Origin of the sequence: Bacillus sp. FSL P2-0099 (genome assembly GCF_038007445.1) — a bacterium.
In the GTDB taxonomy this organism is placed as follows: Bacteria; Bacillota; Bacilli; order Bacillales; family Bacillaceae_G; genus Bacillus_A; species Bacillus_A mycoides.
Map to the genome: position 1 here is coordinate 522,468 of NZ_JBBOXE010000001.1, position 14,875 is coordinate 537,342.

Annotated in this window: 10 protein-coding genes, 17 tRNA genes and 3 rRNA genes; 28 read left to right on the top strand and 2 right to left on the bottom strand. The window is 40.9% G+C overall.

The genetic code is table 11. The annotated features are described in order from the left end of the window. The first annotated feature begins 2 nt into the window (after positions 1 to 2). The 4 genes from MKY90_RS02665 (at position 3) to perR (ending at position 2,495) form a co-directional block, all read left to right on the top strand. Positions 3 to 788 carry an ABC transporter permease gene (locus tag MKY90_RS02665; RefSeq protein WP_002125070.1) on the top strand — a complete coding sequence of 262 codons (786 nt, stop codon included), beginning with the start codon at positions 3 to 5 and terminating at the stop codon, positions 786 to 788. 72 nt (positions 789 to 860) lie between these two features. Continuing rightward, the gene (locus MKY90_RS02670) at positions 861 to 1,265 is read left to right on the top strand and encodes a potassium channel family protein (protein ID WP_002125072.1); all 405 of its coding nucleotides are present in this window, start codon (positions 861 to 863) and stop codon (positions 1,263 to 1,265) included. Between the two features lie 44 nt (positions 1,266 to 1,309). Continuing rightward, complete coding sequence (bcp, locus tag MKY90_RS02675; protein ID WP_002029647.1) at positions 1,310 to 1,765, top strand: thioredoxin-dependent thiol peroxidase; 456 nt, start codon at positions 1,310 to 1,312, stop codon at positions 1,763 to 1,765. Between the two features lie 301 nt (positions 1,766 to 2,066). Next, complete coding sequence (gene perR / locus MKY90_RS02680) at positions 2,067 to 2,495, top strand: peroxide-responsive transcriptional repressor PerR (protein WP_000237831.1); 429 nt, start codon at positions 2,067 to 2,069, stop codon at positions 2,493 to 2,495. Positions 2,496 to 2,698: 203 nt separating this feature from the next. Here the strand turns inward: perR and MKY90_RS02685 are convergent, their stop codons facing one another. Further along, positions 2,699 to 3,055, bottom strand: a complete 357-nt coding sequence (locus MKY90_RS02685; RefSeq protein WP_002125074.1) for a YgzB family protein — start codon at positions 3,053 to 3,055, stop codon at positions 2,699 to 2,701. Positions 3,056 to 3,502: 447 nt separating this feature from the next. Between MKY90_RS02685 and MKY90_RS02690 the strand changes: the two genes are divergently transcribed. The 19 genes from MKY90_RS02690 to MKY90_RS02780 all read left to right on the top strand — a co-directional run bounded on the left by MKY90_RS02690 (position 3,503) and on the right by MKY90_RS02780 (position 9,847). After that, a 16S ribosomal RNA gene (locus MKY90_RS02690) occupies positions 3,503 to 5,054 on the top strand. Positions 5,055 to 5,200: 146 nt separating this feature from the next. Further along, positions 5,201 to 8,122 (top strand): 23S ribosomal RNA (locus MKY90_RS02695). A gap of 100 nt (positions 8,123 to 8,222) precedes the next feature. After that, positions 8,223 to 8,338, top strand: a 5S ribosomal RNA gene (rrf, locus tag MKY90_RS02700). The 16S, 23S and 5S rRNA genes sit together here with 16 tRNA genes alongside, the layout of an rRNA operon. Positions 8,339 to 8,346: 8 nt before the next feature. Then, a tRNA-Asn gene (locus tag MKY90_RS02705) sits at positions 8,347 to 8,421 on the top strand. Between the two features lie 2 nt (positions 8,422 to 8,423). Next, positions 8,424 to 8,515 (top strand) — tRNA-Ser (locus MKY90_RS02710). Positions 8,516 to 8,534: 19 nt separating this feature from the next. Then, positions 8,535 to 8,609, top strand: a tRNA-Glu gene (locus tag MKY90_RS02715). Positions 8,610 to 8,614: 5 nt separating this feature from the next. Further along, a tRNA-Val gene (locus tag MKY90_RS02720) sits at positions 8,615 to 8,690 on the top strand. Between the two features lie 24 nt (positions 8,691 to 8,714). Then, positions 8,715 to 8,791 (top strand) — tRNA-Met (locus MKY90_RS02725). Between the two features lie 57 nt (positions 8,792 to 8,848). Next, a tRNA-Met gene (locus tag MKY90_RS02730) sits at positions 8,849 to 8,925 on the top strand. Between the two features lie 3 nt (positions 8,926 to 8,928). After that, positions 8,929 to 9,004, top strand: a tRNA-Asp gene (locus MKY90_RS02735). A gap of 9 nt (positions 9,005 to 9,013) precedes the next feature. After that, positions 9,014 to 9,089: transfer RNA gene (locus MKY90_RS02740), tRNA-Phe, on the top strand. A gap of 14 nt (positions 9,090 to 9,103) precedes the next feature. Then, a tRNA-Thr gene (locus tag MKY90_RS02745) sits at positions 9,104 to 9,179 on the top strand. A 10-nt stretch (positions 9,180 to 9,189) separates the two neighbouring features. Next, a tRNA-Tyr gene (locus MKY90_RS02750) sits at positions 9,190 to 9,273 on the top strand. Positions 9,274 to 9,281: 8 nt separating this feature from the next. After that, positions 9,282 to 9,355, top strand: a tRNA-Trp gene (locus tag MKY90_RS02755). 19 nt (positions 9,356 to 9,374) lie between these two features. Further along, positions 9,375 to 9,450 (top strand) — tRNA-His (locus MKY90_RS02760). Positions 9,451 to 9,516: 66 nt separating this feature from the next. Continuing rightward, positions 9,517 to 9,591 (top strand) — tRNA-Gln (locus MKY90_RS02765). Positions 9,592 to 9,596: 5 nt separating this feature from the next. Beyond that, a tRNA-Gly gene (locus MKY90_RS02770) sits at positions 9,597 to 9,671 on the top strand. 14 nt (positions 9,672 to 9,685) lie between these two features. Then, positions 9,686 to 9,756: transfer RNA gene (locus MKY90_RS02775), tRNA-Cys, on the top strand. 9 nt (positions 9,757 to 9,765) lie between these two features. After that, positions 9,766 to 9,847, top strand: a tRNA-Leu gene (locus tag MKY90_RS02780). Positions 9,848 to 10,056: 209 nt separating this feature from the next. Here the strand turns inward: MKY90_RS02780 and MKY90_RS02785 are convergent. Further along, a complete protein-coding gene (locus MKY90_RS02785) occupies positions 10,057 to 10,377 on the bottom strand; it encodes a DUF3884 family protein (RefSeq protein WP_098167697.1) in 321 nt (106 codons plus the stop codon). Positions 10,378 to 11,040: 663 nt separating this feature from the next. On the opposite strand from MKY90_RS02785, the gene MKY90_RS02790 reads away from it, so the two are divergent. The 5 genes from MKY90_RS02790 (at position 11,041) to MKY90_RS02810 (ending at position 14,707) form a co-directional block, all read left to right on the top strand. Then, the gene (locus tag MKY90_RS02790) at positions 11,041 to 11,760 is read left to right on the top strand and encodes a YebC/PmpR family DNA-binding transcriptional regulator (RefSeq protein ID WP_002113875.1); all 720 of its coding nucleotides are present in this window, start codon (positions 11,041 to 11,043) and stop codon (positions 11,758 to 11,760) included. A gap of 150 nt (positions 11,761 to 11,910) precedes the next feature. Beyond that, positions 11,911 to 12,372, top strand: a complete 462-nt coding sequence (locus MKY90_RS02795) for an NUDIX hydrolase (RefSeq protein ID WP_341090271.1) — start codon at positions 11,911 to 11,913, stop codon at positions 12,370 to 12,372. A gap of 529 nt (positions 12,373 to 12,901) precedes the next feature. Further along, positions 12,902 to 13,678: a transglycosylase domain-containing protein gene (locus tag MKY90_RS02800; protein WP_002029649.1), complete on the top strand. Its 777-nt coding sequence runs from the start codon at positions 12,902 to 12,904 to the stop codon at positions 13,676 to 13,678. 186 nt (positions 13,679 to 13,864) lie between these two features. Then, complete coding sequence (locus tag MKY90_RS02805) at positions 13,865 to 14,518, top strand: DsbA family protein (protein WP_002091101.1); 654 nt, start codon at positions 13,865 to 13,867, stop codon at positions 14,516 to 14,518. A gap of 115 nt (positions 14,519 to 14,633) precedes the next feature. Further along, positions 14,634 to 14,707: transfer RNA gene (locus tag MKY90_RS02810), tRNA-Gly, on the top strand. Positions 14,708 to 14,875: the final 168 nt, after the last annotated feature.

A 14,875-nucleotide genomic window follows, 5' to 3' on the forward strand; every position in this document is an offset into this window, starting at 1 on the left:
AGATGATATATATAAAATTATTTTTGCAATATGCAAGTCAATATATAAAAACAAAATTGGAGTATCGTGGCGATTTTATCGTCGGATTACTTTCAGATTTATCACTACAAGCTGTTAATTTAATCTTCATTCTCGTTGTGTTTGGGCATACCCAAGCACTAAAAGGGTGGAGCCGAGAAGAAGTGATCTTTATTTATGGGTTCTTTTTAGTACCGTTTGCCATTTTTTCAGCTTTCTTTAATATATGGGACTTTAATGATCGTTACATTATTAAAGGAGAAATGGACCGTATATTAACGAGACCGATTCATAGTTTATTTCAAATTATATTAGAAAGAATGGAACTTGAATCTTTAATTGGAGCTATTACGGGGATTATTGTGATGGGTTATGCAGCAATGGAGCTGCAATTATCTTTTTACTGGTATGATTTCTTCTTATTCCTACTCATGGTAGGGGGAGGGGCACTTGTGTACGGCGGGATATTTGTTACGCTTGCAAGTTTTGGCTTTTGGTCGGATGCGAAAAGTTCCATTATGCCGCTTATGTATAACATAGGGAATTATGGACGCTACCCTGTTGATATTTATAACCGTGTTATTCGCTTTGTTTTAACGTTTGTTTTACCGTTTGCATTTGTTGGGGTATATCCAGCAGCATACTTTTTAAGAAAAACAGAGTGGAATAGCTATGCTTTCGCAACTCCAATTGTTGGTGTTATCTGTTTTACTATTGCAATTACCCTCTGGAATCAAGGGGTTAAAAGATATCGTGGTGCAGGAAATTAATTATAGAAGCTTGTTCGTTTCTAAGGGATAAATCAGCTACAGTCCTCATACATATAAAACGAGGTGGAGGACATGTTATGGGGATTTATTCTATTAATTGCAGCAATCGCTATTTTGAGAAGTGTCCAATTATTATGGAGTTCATATTCAAATTCCAATCGTTTCTTTTCGCTGTACAATTTAGCTACGTTGTTTTTGATTTATACAACGGTACTGATTGCGTTTGGATTAAGTTATGTTGTGCTAGAGGAAATGGGTTTTGCAGTTTTGAAAGAAGATGGGGATAGGTTAAGTGCTCATTCCTTTCAGCTTGTTGAAATATGTTTATATTTTAGCGCGGTTACTTTATTGTCCGTTGGATATGGTGATATAGCTCCGATTGGAATCGGAAGATGGATTGCAATTGGAGAAGCGCTAATTGGATATACATTACCGTTTGCCTTTGTGATGAGATCTGTAATAGACAATGAAAAATAAGGTCGCATTTGATATAGTAAAAGAAAAGAGAAGGAGTGATAACAATGATTACAGTAGGAGAAATGGCACCAGAATTTACATTAGAAGGAAGTAACGGAGAACAAATTCGCTTAGCTGACTTTCGCGGTAAAAATGTAGTCCTATATTTTTATCCGAAAGATATGACTCCGGGATGTACAACTGAAGCATGTGATTTTCGTGATGCATATGGATTATTTCAAGAGAAGGATACGGTTATACTTGGTGTAAGTCCAGATTCAGCAAATAGACATATGAAATTCATTGAGAAGCATGAGCTTCCATTTGTACTTTTAGTAGACGAAGATCATAAAGTAGCAGAATTGTACGATGTTTGGAAGCTGAAAAAGAACTTCGGAAAAGAGTACATGGGAATTGAGCGTTCTACATTCCTTATTAATAAAGACGGTGAGCTTGTAAATGAGTGGCGTAAAGTGAAAGTGAAAGGGCATATTGAGGATGTTCTTTCTTATATAAAATAAATCTATATTAATGAGGAGAAAAAATACATATGTAAGGCATGCGTCTATACATATTTTCTTGCGATACATAAAGTGAAAGTGTAGGGCATACCTCCTCAGATGATAGTATTCCAAGTGCGATTATGTCGCACTTTTTTCTATGTAAATGTATAGGGAATGGGGGAAGATACATAAGAATAAGGCTATATACGAAAATAAACCACATACTTATAGTAGAAATATTGACGATTTATAAGAAAAAGAGTACACTCTTTATAAGAATTATAAAATAATAATCCGTATAGAATCGGGGTGCATGACGGTGGTCAAAGAAGAATTAAAAGAAGCGCTAGAAATGCTGAAAAATACGGGTGTACGCATTACTCCACAGCGTCATGCTATTTTAGAGTACCTTGTGGAATCTATGACGCACCCAACAGCGGATGACATTTATAAAGCATTAGAAGGTAAGTTTCCAAATATGAGTGTTGCAACTGTCTATAATAACTTACGTGTGTTTAAAGAAGTTGGACTTGTAAAGGAATTAACTTATGGGGATGCTTCAAGTAGATTTGATTATGTTACAAGTCAACATTATCATGTGATTTGCGAAAAATGTGGTAAGATTGTTGATTTTCCTTATGGAGGATTGGAACAGCTTGAAGAGGAAGCTGCAAAAACGACAGGCTTCGTTATTAATAGTCATCGCTTAGAAATTTATGGCGTTTGTCCAGAGTGTCATAAGGCGTAATATATAATAAAAAGAAAGAGGCTGACGGCTATACGTCGACCTCTTTCTTTATTATATATGGGAATCGTGTTAGACTCATGAGGATTTAAAATGTTAAGTGAAGAATCAAATTTAATAAGAACAAATACAAGAGGTGATTTCTTAGTTAAGAAATCACCTTTTTAATGAGATGAAACTTCTTTAGTTTTGTAAGCTCCATATACCTATGATTTATAACTCTTCTTATTATATTTCTCATCAAATTCTTTTCCTTCTAGATTTCGATCAAGTGTTAAAGGTTGATTGCAATGCATACATGCGTCGACACGACCGAGCATTTTTGTTGGTTTATCGCAGCTTGGACAAATAATTTGTATCGTTTTTGTAGATAACATACCAATCCAAAAGTAAACAACAGTGCTAGCGATGACAGCTAAAAAACCAACCATCATAAAGGTTGTCATAATAATGATGTTTTCGCGAAAAAAGACACCTAAGTATGCAATGAAGAGGCCGATAAATACTAAACTCAATGCAAAGGTTCGGATTTTATTAATTTTGTTCGAATATTTAATACCCATTCCAACCACACTCCTATAGGAATAATATAACACACAATTTAGAATATTTTACGAAAACGAAGGTGATGATTAAATTTATCACTTATTAAAGAACAGTAGTGTTTTCTTTTAAGATGCAATACAGAAAGAGATTAGGTTGAAGGAGCATGTCTATAAAAGAGGAGTAGTAATTTTTTTCTATAGTTAATTTAGTTTTTTAACGGGATGTGAAATTTTTTCAGAAAAAGTATTGACCCTATATATACTGCGTGATATATTAATAAACGTCGCTGATGCGGAAACGCAGTAAACGACAAGAAAGAAATTTGAAAAACTTAGTTGACATCGAAAAACGAAGATGTTAACATAAGGAAGTCGCAATTGAGCGGCGAAGTAGTTCTTTGAAAACTGAACGAAACAAACAACGTGAACGTCAATTTTTATTTTTAGATGCTAGACAAACTAACTTTATTGGAGAGTTTGATCCTGGCTCAGGATGAACGCTGGCGGCGTGCCTAATACATGCAAGTCGAGCGAATGGATTAAGAGCTTGCTCTTATGAAGTTAGCGGCGGACGGGTGAGTAACACGTGGGTAACCTACCCATAAGACTGGGATAACTCCGGGAAACCGGGGCTAATACCGGATAATATTTTGAACTGCATAGTTCGAAATTGAAAGGCGGCTTCGGCTGTCACTTATGGATGGACCCGCGTCGCATTAGCTAGTTGGTGAGGTAACGGCTCACCAAGGCGACGATGCGTAGCCGACCTGAGAGGGTGATCGGCCACACTGGGACTGAGACACGGCCCAGACTCCTACGGGAGGCAGCAGTAGGGAATCTTCCGCAATGGACGAAAGTCTGACGGAGCAACGCCGCGTGAGTGATGAAGGCTTTCGGGTCGTAAAACTCTGTTGTTAGGGAAGAACAAGTGCTAGTTGAATAAGCTGGCACCTTGACGGTACCTAACCAGAAAGCCACGGCTAACTACGTGCCAGCAGCCGCGGTAATACGTAGGTGGCAAGCGTTATCCGGAATTATTGGGCGTAAAGCGCGCGCAGGTGGTTTCTTAAGTCTGATGTGAAAGCCCACGGCTCAACCGTGGAGGGTCATTGGAAACTGGGAGACTTGAGTGCAGAAGAGGAAAGTGGAATTCCATGTGTAGCGGTGAAATGCGTAGAGATATGGAGGAACACCAGTGGCGAAGGCGACTTTCTGGTCTGTAACTGACACTGAGGCGCGAAAGCGTGGGGAGCAAACAGGATTAGATACCCTGGTAGTCCACGCCGTAAACGATGAGTGCTAAGTGTTAGAGGGTTTCCGCCCTTTAGTGCTGAAGTTAACGCATTAAGCACTCCGCCTGGGGAGTACGGCCGCAAGGCTGAAACTCAAAGGAATTGACGGGGGCCCGCACAAGCGGTGGAGCATGTGGTTTAATTCGAAGCAACGCGAAGAACCTTACCAGGTCTTGACATCCTCTGAAAACTCTAGAGATAGAGCTTCTCCTTCGGGAGCAGAGTGACAGGTGGTGCATGGTTGTCGTCAGCTCGTGTCGTGAGATGTTGGGTTAAGTCCCGCAACGAGCGCAACCCTTGATCTTAGTTGCCATCATTAAGTTGGGCACTCTAAGGTGACTGCCGGTGACAAACCGGAGGAAGGTGGGGATGACGTCAAATCATCATGCCCCTTATGACCTGGGCTACACACGTGCTACAATGGACGGTACAAAGAGCTGCAAGACCGCGAGGTGGAGCTAATCTCATAAAACCGTTCTCAGTTCGGATTGTAGGCTGCAACTCGCCTACATGAAGCTGGAATCGCTAGTAATCGCGGATCAGCATGCCGCGGTGAATACGTTCCCGGGCCTTGTACACACCGCCCGTCACACCACGAGAGTTTGTAACACCCGAAGTCGGTGGGGTAACCTTTATGGAGCCAGCCGCCTAAGGTGGGACAGATGATTGGGGTGAAGTCGTAACAAGGTAGCCGTATCGGAAGGTGCGGCTGGATCACCTCCTTTCTATGGAGAATTGATGAACGCAGTTCATCAATAAACGTTGACTTGTTTTGTTTCGTTCAGTTTTGAGAGAACTATCTCTCAAGTTTAAATGTATGTTCTTTGAAAACTAGATAACAGTGTAGCTCATATTTTTTTAATTTTAGTTTGGTTAAGTTAGAAAGGGCGCACGGTGGATGCCTTGACACTAGGAGTCGATGAAGGACGGGACTAACGCCGATATGCTTCGGGGAGCTGTAAGTAAGCTTTGATCCGAAGATTTCCGAATGGGGAAACCCACTATACGTAATGGTATGGTATCCTTACCTGAATACATAGGGTATGGAAGACAGACCCAGGGAACTGAAACATCTAAGTACCTGGAGGAAGAGAAAGCAAATGCGATTTCCTGAGTAGCGGCGAGCGAAACGGAATCTAGCCCAAACCAAGAGGCTTGCCTCTTGGGGTTGTAGGACATTCTATACGGAGTTACAAAGGAACGAGGTAGACGAAGCGACCTGGAAAGGTCCGTCACAGAGGGTAATAACCCCGTAGTCGAAACTTCGTTCTCTCTTGAATGTATCCTGAGTACGGCGGAACACGTGAAATTCCGTCGGAATCTGGGAGGACCATCTCCCAAGGCTAAATACTCCCTAGTGATCGATAGTGAACCAGTACCGTGAGGGAAAGGTGAAAAGCACCCCGGAAGGGGAGTGAAAGAGATCCTGAAACCGTGTGCCTACAAATAGTCAGAGCCCGTTAATGGGTGATGGCGTGCCTTTTGTAGAATGAACCGGCGAGTTACGATCCCGTGCGAGGTTAAGCTGAAGAGGCGGAGCCGCAGCGAAAGCGAGTCTGAATAGGGCGTTTAGTACGTGGTCGTAGACCCGAAACCAGGTGATCTACCCATGTCCAGGGTGAAGTTCAGGTAACACTGAATGGAGGCCCGAACCCACGCACGTTGAAAAGTGCGGGGATGAGGTGTGGGTAGCGGAGAAATTCCAATCGAACCTGGAGATAGCTGGTTCTCCCCGAAATAGCTTTAGGGCTAGCCTTAAGTGTAAGAGTCTTGGAGGTAGAGCACTGATTGAACTAGGGGTCCTCATCGGATTACCGAATTCAGTCAAACTCCGAATGCCAATGACTTATCCTTAGGAGTCAGACTGCGAGTGATAAGATCCGTAGTCAAGAGGGAAACAGCCCAGATCGCCAGCTAAGGTCCCAAAGTGTGTATTAAGTGGAAAAGGATGTGGAGTTGCTTAGACAACTAGGATGTTGGCTCAGAAGCAGCCACCATTTAAAGAGTGCGTAATAGCTCACTAGTCGAGTGACTCTGCGCCGAAAATGTACCGGGGCTAAATACACCACCGAAGCTGCGAATTGATACCAATGGTATCAGTGGTAGGGGAGCGTTCTAAGTGCAGTGAAGTCAGACCGGAAGGACTGGTGGAGCGCTTAGAAGTGAGAATGCCGGTATGAGTAGCGAAAGACGGGTGAGAATCCCGTCCACCGAATGCCTAAGGTTTCCTGAGGAAGGCTCGTCCGCTCAGGGTTAGTCAGGACCTAAGCCGAGGCCGACAGGCGTAGGCGATGGACAACAGGTTGATATTCCTGTACCACCTCTTTATCGTTTGAGCAATGGAGGGACGCAGAAGGATAGAAGAAGCGTGCGATTGGTTGTGCACGTCCAAGCAGTTAGGCTGATAAGTAGGCAAATCCGCTTATCGTGAAGGCTGAGCTGTGATGGGGAAGCTCCTTATGGAGCGAAGTCTTTGATTCCCCGCTGCCAAGAAAAGCTTCTAGCGAGATAAAAGGTGCCTGTACCGCAAACCGACACAGGTAGGCGAGGAGAGAATCCTAAGGTGTGCGAGAGAACTCTGGTTAAGGAACTCGGCAAAATGACCCCGTAACTTCGGGAGAAGGGGTGCTTTCTTAACGGAAAGCCGCAGTGAATAGGCCCAAGCGACTGTTTAGCAAAAACACAGGTCTCTGCGAAGCCGTAAGGCGAAGTATAGGGGCTGACACCTGCCCGGTGCTGGAAGGTTAAGGAGAGGGGTTAGCGTAAGCGAAGCTCTGAACTGAAGCCCCAGTAAACGGCGGCCGTAACTATAACGGTCCTAAGGTAGCGAAATTCCTTGTCGGGTAAGTTCCGACCCGCACGAAAGGTGTAACGATTTGGGCACTGTCTCAACCAGAGACTCGGTGAAATTATAGTACCTGTGAAGATGCAGGTTACCCGCGACAGGACGGAAAGACCCCGTGGAGCTTTACTGTAGCCTGATATTGAATTTTGGTACAGTTTGTACAGGATAGGCGGGAGCCATTGAAACCGGAGCGCTAGCTTCGGTGGAGGCGCTGGTGGGATACCGCCCTGACTGTATTGAAATTCTAACCTACGGGTCTTATCGACCCGGGAGACAGTGTCAGGTGGGCAGTTTGACTGGGGCGGTCGCCTCCTAAAGTGTAACGGAGGCGCCCAAAGGTTCCCTCAGAATGGTTGGAAATCATTCGTAGAGTGCAAAGGCATAAGGGAGCTTGACTGCGAGACCTACAAGTCGAGCAGGGACGAAAGTCGGGCTTAGTGATCCGGTGGTTCCGCATGGAAGGGCCATCGCTCAACGGATAAAAGCTACCCCGGGGATAACAGGCTTATCTCCCCCAAGAGTCCACATCGACGGGGAGGTTTGGCACCTCGATGTCGGCTCATCGCATCCTGGGGCTGTAGTCGGTCCCAAGGGTTGGGCTGTTCGCCCATTAAAGCGGTACGCGAGCTGGGTTCAGAACGTCGTGAGACAGTTCGGTCCCTATCCGTCGTGGGCGCAGGAAATTTGAGAGGAGCTGTCCTTAGTACGAGAGGACCGGGATGGACGCACCGCTGGTGTACCAGTTGTTCTGCCAAGGGCATAGCTGGGTAGCTATGTGCGGAAGGGATAAGTGCTGAAAGCATCTAAGCATGAAGCCCCCCTCAAGATGAGATTTCCCATAGCGTAAGCTAGTAAGATCCCTGAAAGATGATCAGGTTGATAGGTTCGAGGTGGAAGCATGGTGACATGTGGAGCTGACGAATACTAATAGATCGAGGACTTAACCATATAATATGAAGCAATGTTATCTAGTTTTGAGAGAATATAAAAAACTTATTGACTTTTAGAGTGAATAAGTTATAATAATGATTGTCTCAAAAGAATAATGTCTGGTAATGATGGCAGAGAGGTCACACCCGTTCCCATACCGAACACGGAAGTTAAGCTCTCTAGCGCCGATGGTAGTTGGGACCTTGTCCCTGTGAGAGTAGGACGTTGCCAGGCAATATTATTCCGCAGTAGCTCAGCGGTAGAGCTATCGGCTGTTAACCGATCGGTCGTAGGTTCGATTCCTACCTGCGGAGCCATTGGAGAGCTGTCCGAGTTGGCCGAAGGAGCACGATTGGAAATCGTGTATACGTCACAAGCGTATCAAGGGTTCGAATCCCTTGCTCTCCGCCATAAGGAATTTATAATATTTGGCCCGTTGGTCAAGTGGTTAAGACACCGCCCTTTCACGGCGGTAACACGGGTTCGAATCCCGTACGGGTCACCACTTTTGGAGGATTAGCTCAGCTGGGAGAGCACCTGCCTTACAAGCAGGGGGTCGGCGGTTCGATCCCGTCATCCTCCACCATATAAATTATATGAATAATATTGTCGCGGGGTGGAGCAGTACGGTAGCTCGTCGGGCTCATAACCCGAAGGTCGCAGGTTCAAATCCTGTCCCCGCAACCAAACATTCTCGTAATGTGGTTGCTAACACTTATCATATAACTATATAAATAATATTGTCGCGGGGTGGAGCAGTACGGTAGCTCGTCGGGCTCATAACCCGAAGGTCGCAGGTTCAAATCCTGTCCCCGCAACCAAATGGTCCCGTGGTGTAGTGGTTAACATGCCTGCCTGTCACGCAGGAGATCGCCGGTTCGACCCCGGTCGGGACCGCCATTTTAATAAGGCTCGGTAGCTCAGTCGGTAGAGCAGAGGACTGAAAATCCTCGTGTCGGCGGTTCGATTCCGTCCCGAGCCACCATTTTAATAAAATATGCCGGCTTAGCTCAATTGGTAGAGCAACTGACTTGTAATCAGTAGGTTGGGGGTTCAAGTCCTCTAGCCGGCACCATGTAAGTTTCGGAGGGGTAGCGAAGTGGCTAAACGCGGCGGACTGTAAATCCGCTCCTTCGGGTTCGGCAGTTCGAATCTGCCCCCCTCCACCATTTTACATAGGGGCATAGTTTAAAGGTAGAACTGAGGTCTCCAAAACCTCCAGTGTGGGTTCAATTCCTACTGCCCCTGCCAAATATATAAACACAACATGGCGGTTGTGGCGAAGTGGTTAACGCACCGGATTGTGGCTCCGGCATTCGTGGGTTCAATTCCCATCAGTCGCCCCATTTTTATTTTTTAAAAAATTACAAATAAATTAATGGATACTTACATATAATTAAGTAAAACTTCGGTGGGCTATAGCCAAGCGGTAAGGCAACGGACTTTGACTCCGTCATGCGCTGGTTCGAATCCAGCTAGCCCAGCCATTTTTGCGGAAGTAGTTCAGTGGTAGAATACAACCTTGCCAAGGTTGGGGTCGCGGGTTCGAATCCCGTCTTCCGCTCCATTTTAACTTCATATGGCGGCATAGCCAAGTGGTAAGGCAGAGGTCTGCAAAACCTTTACCACCGGTTCAAATCCGGTTGCCGCCTTTCTTTTATGCCGATGTGGCGGAATTGGCAGACGCGCACGACTCAAAATCGTGTTCCTTCGGGAGTGTCGGTTCGACCCCGACCATCGGTATCATGAACGGCGTAACATCAAGGCTCTACACTAATTGTGTAGAGTTTTTTTTTGTTTTCTTCACACTACAAAATAAGCACTAATAGTGCGTTGGGGTAGTGTGCGGTGAGTAAGTGACGAACTTTAGATACAGTTGGAAGAAACTATGAAGTATTAAAAGGATAAAATTTCAGTAGAATATTACATATACAAGAATTTTTTCGAGCACCCTAGAGAGAATCTCTCCACCCTGGTGACATGAAGTTAAATTCGATACCACCAGTTGAAATTACCACATTATCAGCTGGTAATTTCGTAATTTCGAAAAACTTCTTTTCAAACTCTTCTCTGTTGTACTTGTACATAGTTGAGTGACACGACCATATTTGCGTTGAAGTACTCAACCAGTCCCCTAATTCCTTTAATTTAGGGAACGAATCAAAGTGAATTGGACCATCCAATTTCATGAATCTCACTTGATAGATAGTTGGGTTTAACTTCTCTCCTATTCCTTTAAAACCATGTGCTTTTTTCTCACTTGAATGTGTCATAATTACTCTCCCCTATCTTTTCTTCAAATTTTTTCCTATTTTAATTATACAGCAATAGAAAGTAATTATGGTAATATTATGGAATTAATAGAGGAATGAAAAGGAATAGCTTTAGTTTGATAATGAATAGTTCATAACATACTACATAACAAATCTTTAAAAGGAAATGGCAGCTTTGCCCTGTTTCTTATTGTTTAGCGAGAAATAATAAAATAAATCATCACAGTAATAAATGAAATATGATAAATTTAATCAAGGGAGAGAAATGAAAATAAAAGGTGTCAGTTATTTAATATGATTCCATTTTGGCTCCGTTTCATTTTAATTTATCATGTTTAAAGAAGCTCAAAATTTTTAAAATGCTTTAAAATAAAGGATTTTAAGGGTAGCACTCTATATAAATGTCACCTAAAAAGACCCTAACAGAAATGTTAGTTTTTTTTTTGTTAAATTATGCTATGTGATTCTAAAATTCGTAATAAACTTAGGAATTCATGTATAATATAACTTGTCGAAAGAACAAAATGATAGTGATTTATATTATGTCTGTAATATGAATCAAAAATGAACTTTTTATATTTCTTTTAAAAATGTGTTGAATACACATTATATTTCATATTAATATTTTTATGTAGATTTAAAATGGGAAAGAGAGTGGAAAGTATGGGCCGTAAATGGAACAATATTAAAGAAAAAAAAGCATCAAAAGATGCAAATACAAGCCGTATATACGCGAAATTTGGACGTGAAATTTATGTGGCAGCAAAACAAGGCGAGCCAGATCCAGAATCAAACCAAACGTTAAGAGTTGTATTAGAACGTGCGAAAACATACAACGTGCCAAGAACAATTATTGACCGTGCGATTGAAAAGGCAAAAGGCGGTTCAGAAGAAAACTATGACGAGCTTCGTTATGAAGGCTTTGGACCAAACGGATCTATGGTAATTGTAGATACACTGACAAATAACGTAAACCGTACTGCAGCAGATGTACGAGCTGCATTTAGCAAAAACAGTGGTAACATGGGTGTAAACGGTTCTGTCGCTTACATGTTTGATGCGACAGCTGTTATCGGTCTTGAAGGTAAAACATCAGATGAAGTTCTTGAAATCTTAATGGAAGCAGATGTAGATGCACGTGACATTCTAGAAGAAGAAGATTCTGTTATCGTTTATGCTGAACCTGATCAGTTCCATTCAGTACAATCTGCACTTAAAGGTGCTGGTGTTGAAGAATTTACAGTTGCAGAATTAACAATGCTTGCACAAAGTGATGTGGAACTTCCTGAAGATGCTCAAGTACAATTTGAAAAAATGGTTGATGCATTAGAAGATTTAGAAGATGTACAGCAAGTTTACCACAACGTAGACTTAGGGGAATAATATAAGACAGAAGACCCTTTCCTTTAACGGATAGGGTCTTTTTTTATGGAGTTAATTAAGGTGGTAAAGTATTAAAGGTATTTTGTAGCTGCTAGGGAATATGGTTATAGGTTTGTATTTTAAATAATCATATTTCTAGGAGGTATTTCTGTGGAGCATAAAACACCAAAGCATATTGTTGCCGTAGCAGGTTATTTAACAAATGAAAAGAATGAGGTGCTTTTAACGAAAGTGCACTGGCGAGCAGATACGTGGGAAATGCCTGGAGGACAGGTAGAAGAAGGGGAAGCGCTCGATCAAGCTGTTTGCAGAGAAATAATGGAGGAAACAGGATTAACTGTGAAGCCTATCGGAGTTACAGGGATTTATTATAATGCTTCTATGCATGTTGTAGCTGTTGTTTTTAAAGTAGCATATGTTAGTGGTGAAATAAAAATTCAATCTGAAGAAATACAAGAGGCTAAATTTGTTGCTTTAAACGAAGAGAACATTGATGAGTATATAACGCGTCCTCATATGAAATCAAGGACACTTGATGCGATGAAAGCAATGCATTTTATTCCATACGAAACATGGGAAGTTCAGCCATATAATCTTATAGGAAGGTTGTAAAGAAAAGGTTAGTTATTTGAGGACAGCTCAAATTGCTAACCTTTTCTTTATGTATACTGTTTCAGAAAAAGGTCACAATAATAAAGTGTAGGCTAATAATTGGTGGAGGAAGCAGGACTACCACCTAATTTCCTAGCTTTAGCCAAGTTTTGAGGGAGAATTCTTACTGCACACAAATAGCGAGATAATCCGAAAGCTAGTATTGATTTATAGAACGTTCGTTCTGTATAATGGTGATATATCGTATATAATTAGATTGCTAGATGTTTAAAAGTATAAATGTATAAACTGATATAATAAAAGAATAAAGTGAAATTAAGGAGAGTCCTACTTCCTATAAATAGTGTGATAAATAAATGTATATTCAATATTTCATATGAATAGTAGATAAAAAGGGACTGTGATACAATACATTTTTACACCTTACAATGTTGTAAGGTAGGTGTAAGAGAAATCGATGGGATATTCTTTTATAACAAGGTATTCTTAAATTAAGAGTTATATGCTGTGTGGAAAAGAGGTGTTCGAGATGAAAGAACGAGTATTATCTAGAGTGAACTATCATCAAAAAGTTGCATTAAATCCATTAACTAAATTTCTTTATAAAGCCATTATATTATTATTATTGTTAAGTTTTGCATTATTATTCGTTGGAAATGTAATGATTGAGCGAAGTGATATTAGTAAATTGCATGTACCTGCTAATTTAGAGGTGCCAGAATCATTAACACACGCATTTATTGCGACGGAAGATAAAAGATTTTATCATCATAACGGTTTAGACTATATAGCGATTATCAGGGCGTCTATTGAGAATATAAAAGCTGGTGGTGTTGTGCAAGGAGGAAGCACGATTACACAGCAGTTATCTAAAAATGCTTTCTTATCTAATGAACGTACATTTTCCCGTAAGTGGAAAGAAATTTTTTATACGAAAAAGATTGAACGTACATTCACAAAGGATGAGATATTAAAATTGTATGTAAGTAATATTTACTACGGAGAAGGCGCATGGGGGATTGAAAAAGCAGCAAACCTTTACTTCGGTAAAAAAGTGGATCAATTAACACTGGCTGAAAGTGCAATGATGGCTGCTATAGTAAAAGCACCGGCTTATTACTCACCTGCACAAAATTATGATAAAGCAGTTGAGAGACGGAATGTAGTTTTAAGGCTAATGGAGAAAGAAGGGTATATAAATCATGATGAATATGTGCAAGCAGTTAGTGAGAAATTAGTAATTCGCCATGATATAAAAACAGAGCAATCCATGTTAAAAAATGCCCGTGAAAAAGCAGTAAGTTAAAAGAAGTTCCTACATAGGAGCTTCTTTTTTTAATAATTTGTGACAAAAGGCGACACAATATTGTCACAAACGTTGTATTTTTGTAATTTATGTGAGCGTGTTCATTGCGTGACCTATGTAAGTATTGATATTATGTGTATTGTGTACAATGATGTATACAGAATATGAAATTAAAGAGGAATGTATATGAAATCATCAAACAAACTCATGGCTCTTGGTATAGTTTTTTCTATCGCAGTATTGATTGTAATCGGGACGATTGTGTATAGCATCATAAATGACAAGAAAGATAAAGGGAATGAGATGTTTGCTTATTCTACGCAACAATCTTTAGGGAAAGATGATGCTCCAGTTAAGGTAGTTGAATTTGGAGACTTTAAATGTCCAGCTTGTCGTACTTGGGATGTAACAGTATTACCACGATTAAAAGAAGAGTATATTGATAAAGGTAAAGTGCAGTTATATTTTATTAACTTCCCGTTTATCGGAAAAGACTCTGATTTAGGTGCAGCTGCCGGTGAAGCAATTTATAAACAAGATCAAGATTCATTCTGGATTTTCTATGATGAGATTTATCAAAATCAAAAGAAAGATACGGAAGAATGGATTACAGAAGAATTACTTCTTAATATTGTGAAAGAAAAGCTTCCGAAAATTAATGTAGAACAGTTTAAAAAAGATTTACACAGTAAAGAAATGAAAGACAAAGTACGTAAAGATTCAGATCGTGCTCAAAAATTAAAAGTTCAAGGTGCTCCTTCAGTATATATAAATGGGAATCTTGCAAACCCTGATTTCGATAGTATGAAGAAGGCGATTGATAAAGAATTGAAAAAGTGATGAGGTATCTCATCACTTTTTCGACTTTTTTCGATAAATTTCTTGCTTCGATTTTTTTTACATGCTATACTACTTTACATAAGTTATTTCAATATCTTATATTTTTTTCATATTTGCGGGTGTAGTTTAGTGGTAAAACAAGAGCCTTCCAAGCTCTGGTCGAGAGTTCGATTCTCTTCACCCGCTCCAAATTTTATTTAATGTTTTTCTAATAAATTGTGATCAACGCAGTGTTTCGTTTCTAAGATAAACGAAGCATTGCGTTTTTTAATGTTTGAAAATCATAATTGTATGCGAAAATAGAAGTGAAGAATATTATCCAAAAGTGAATTGATAACCAGTATAGTCGTTACATAA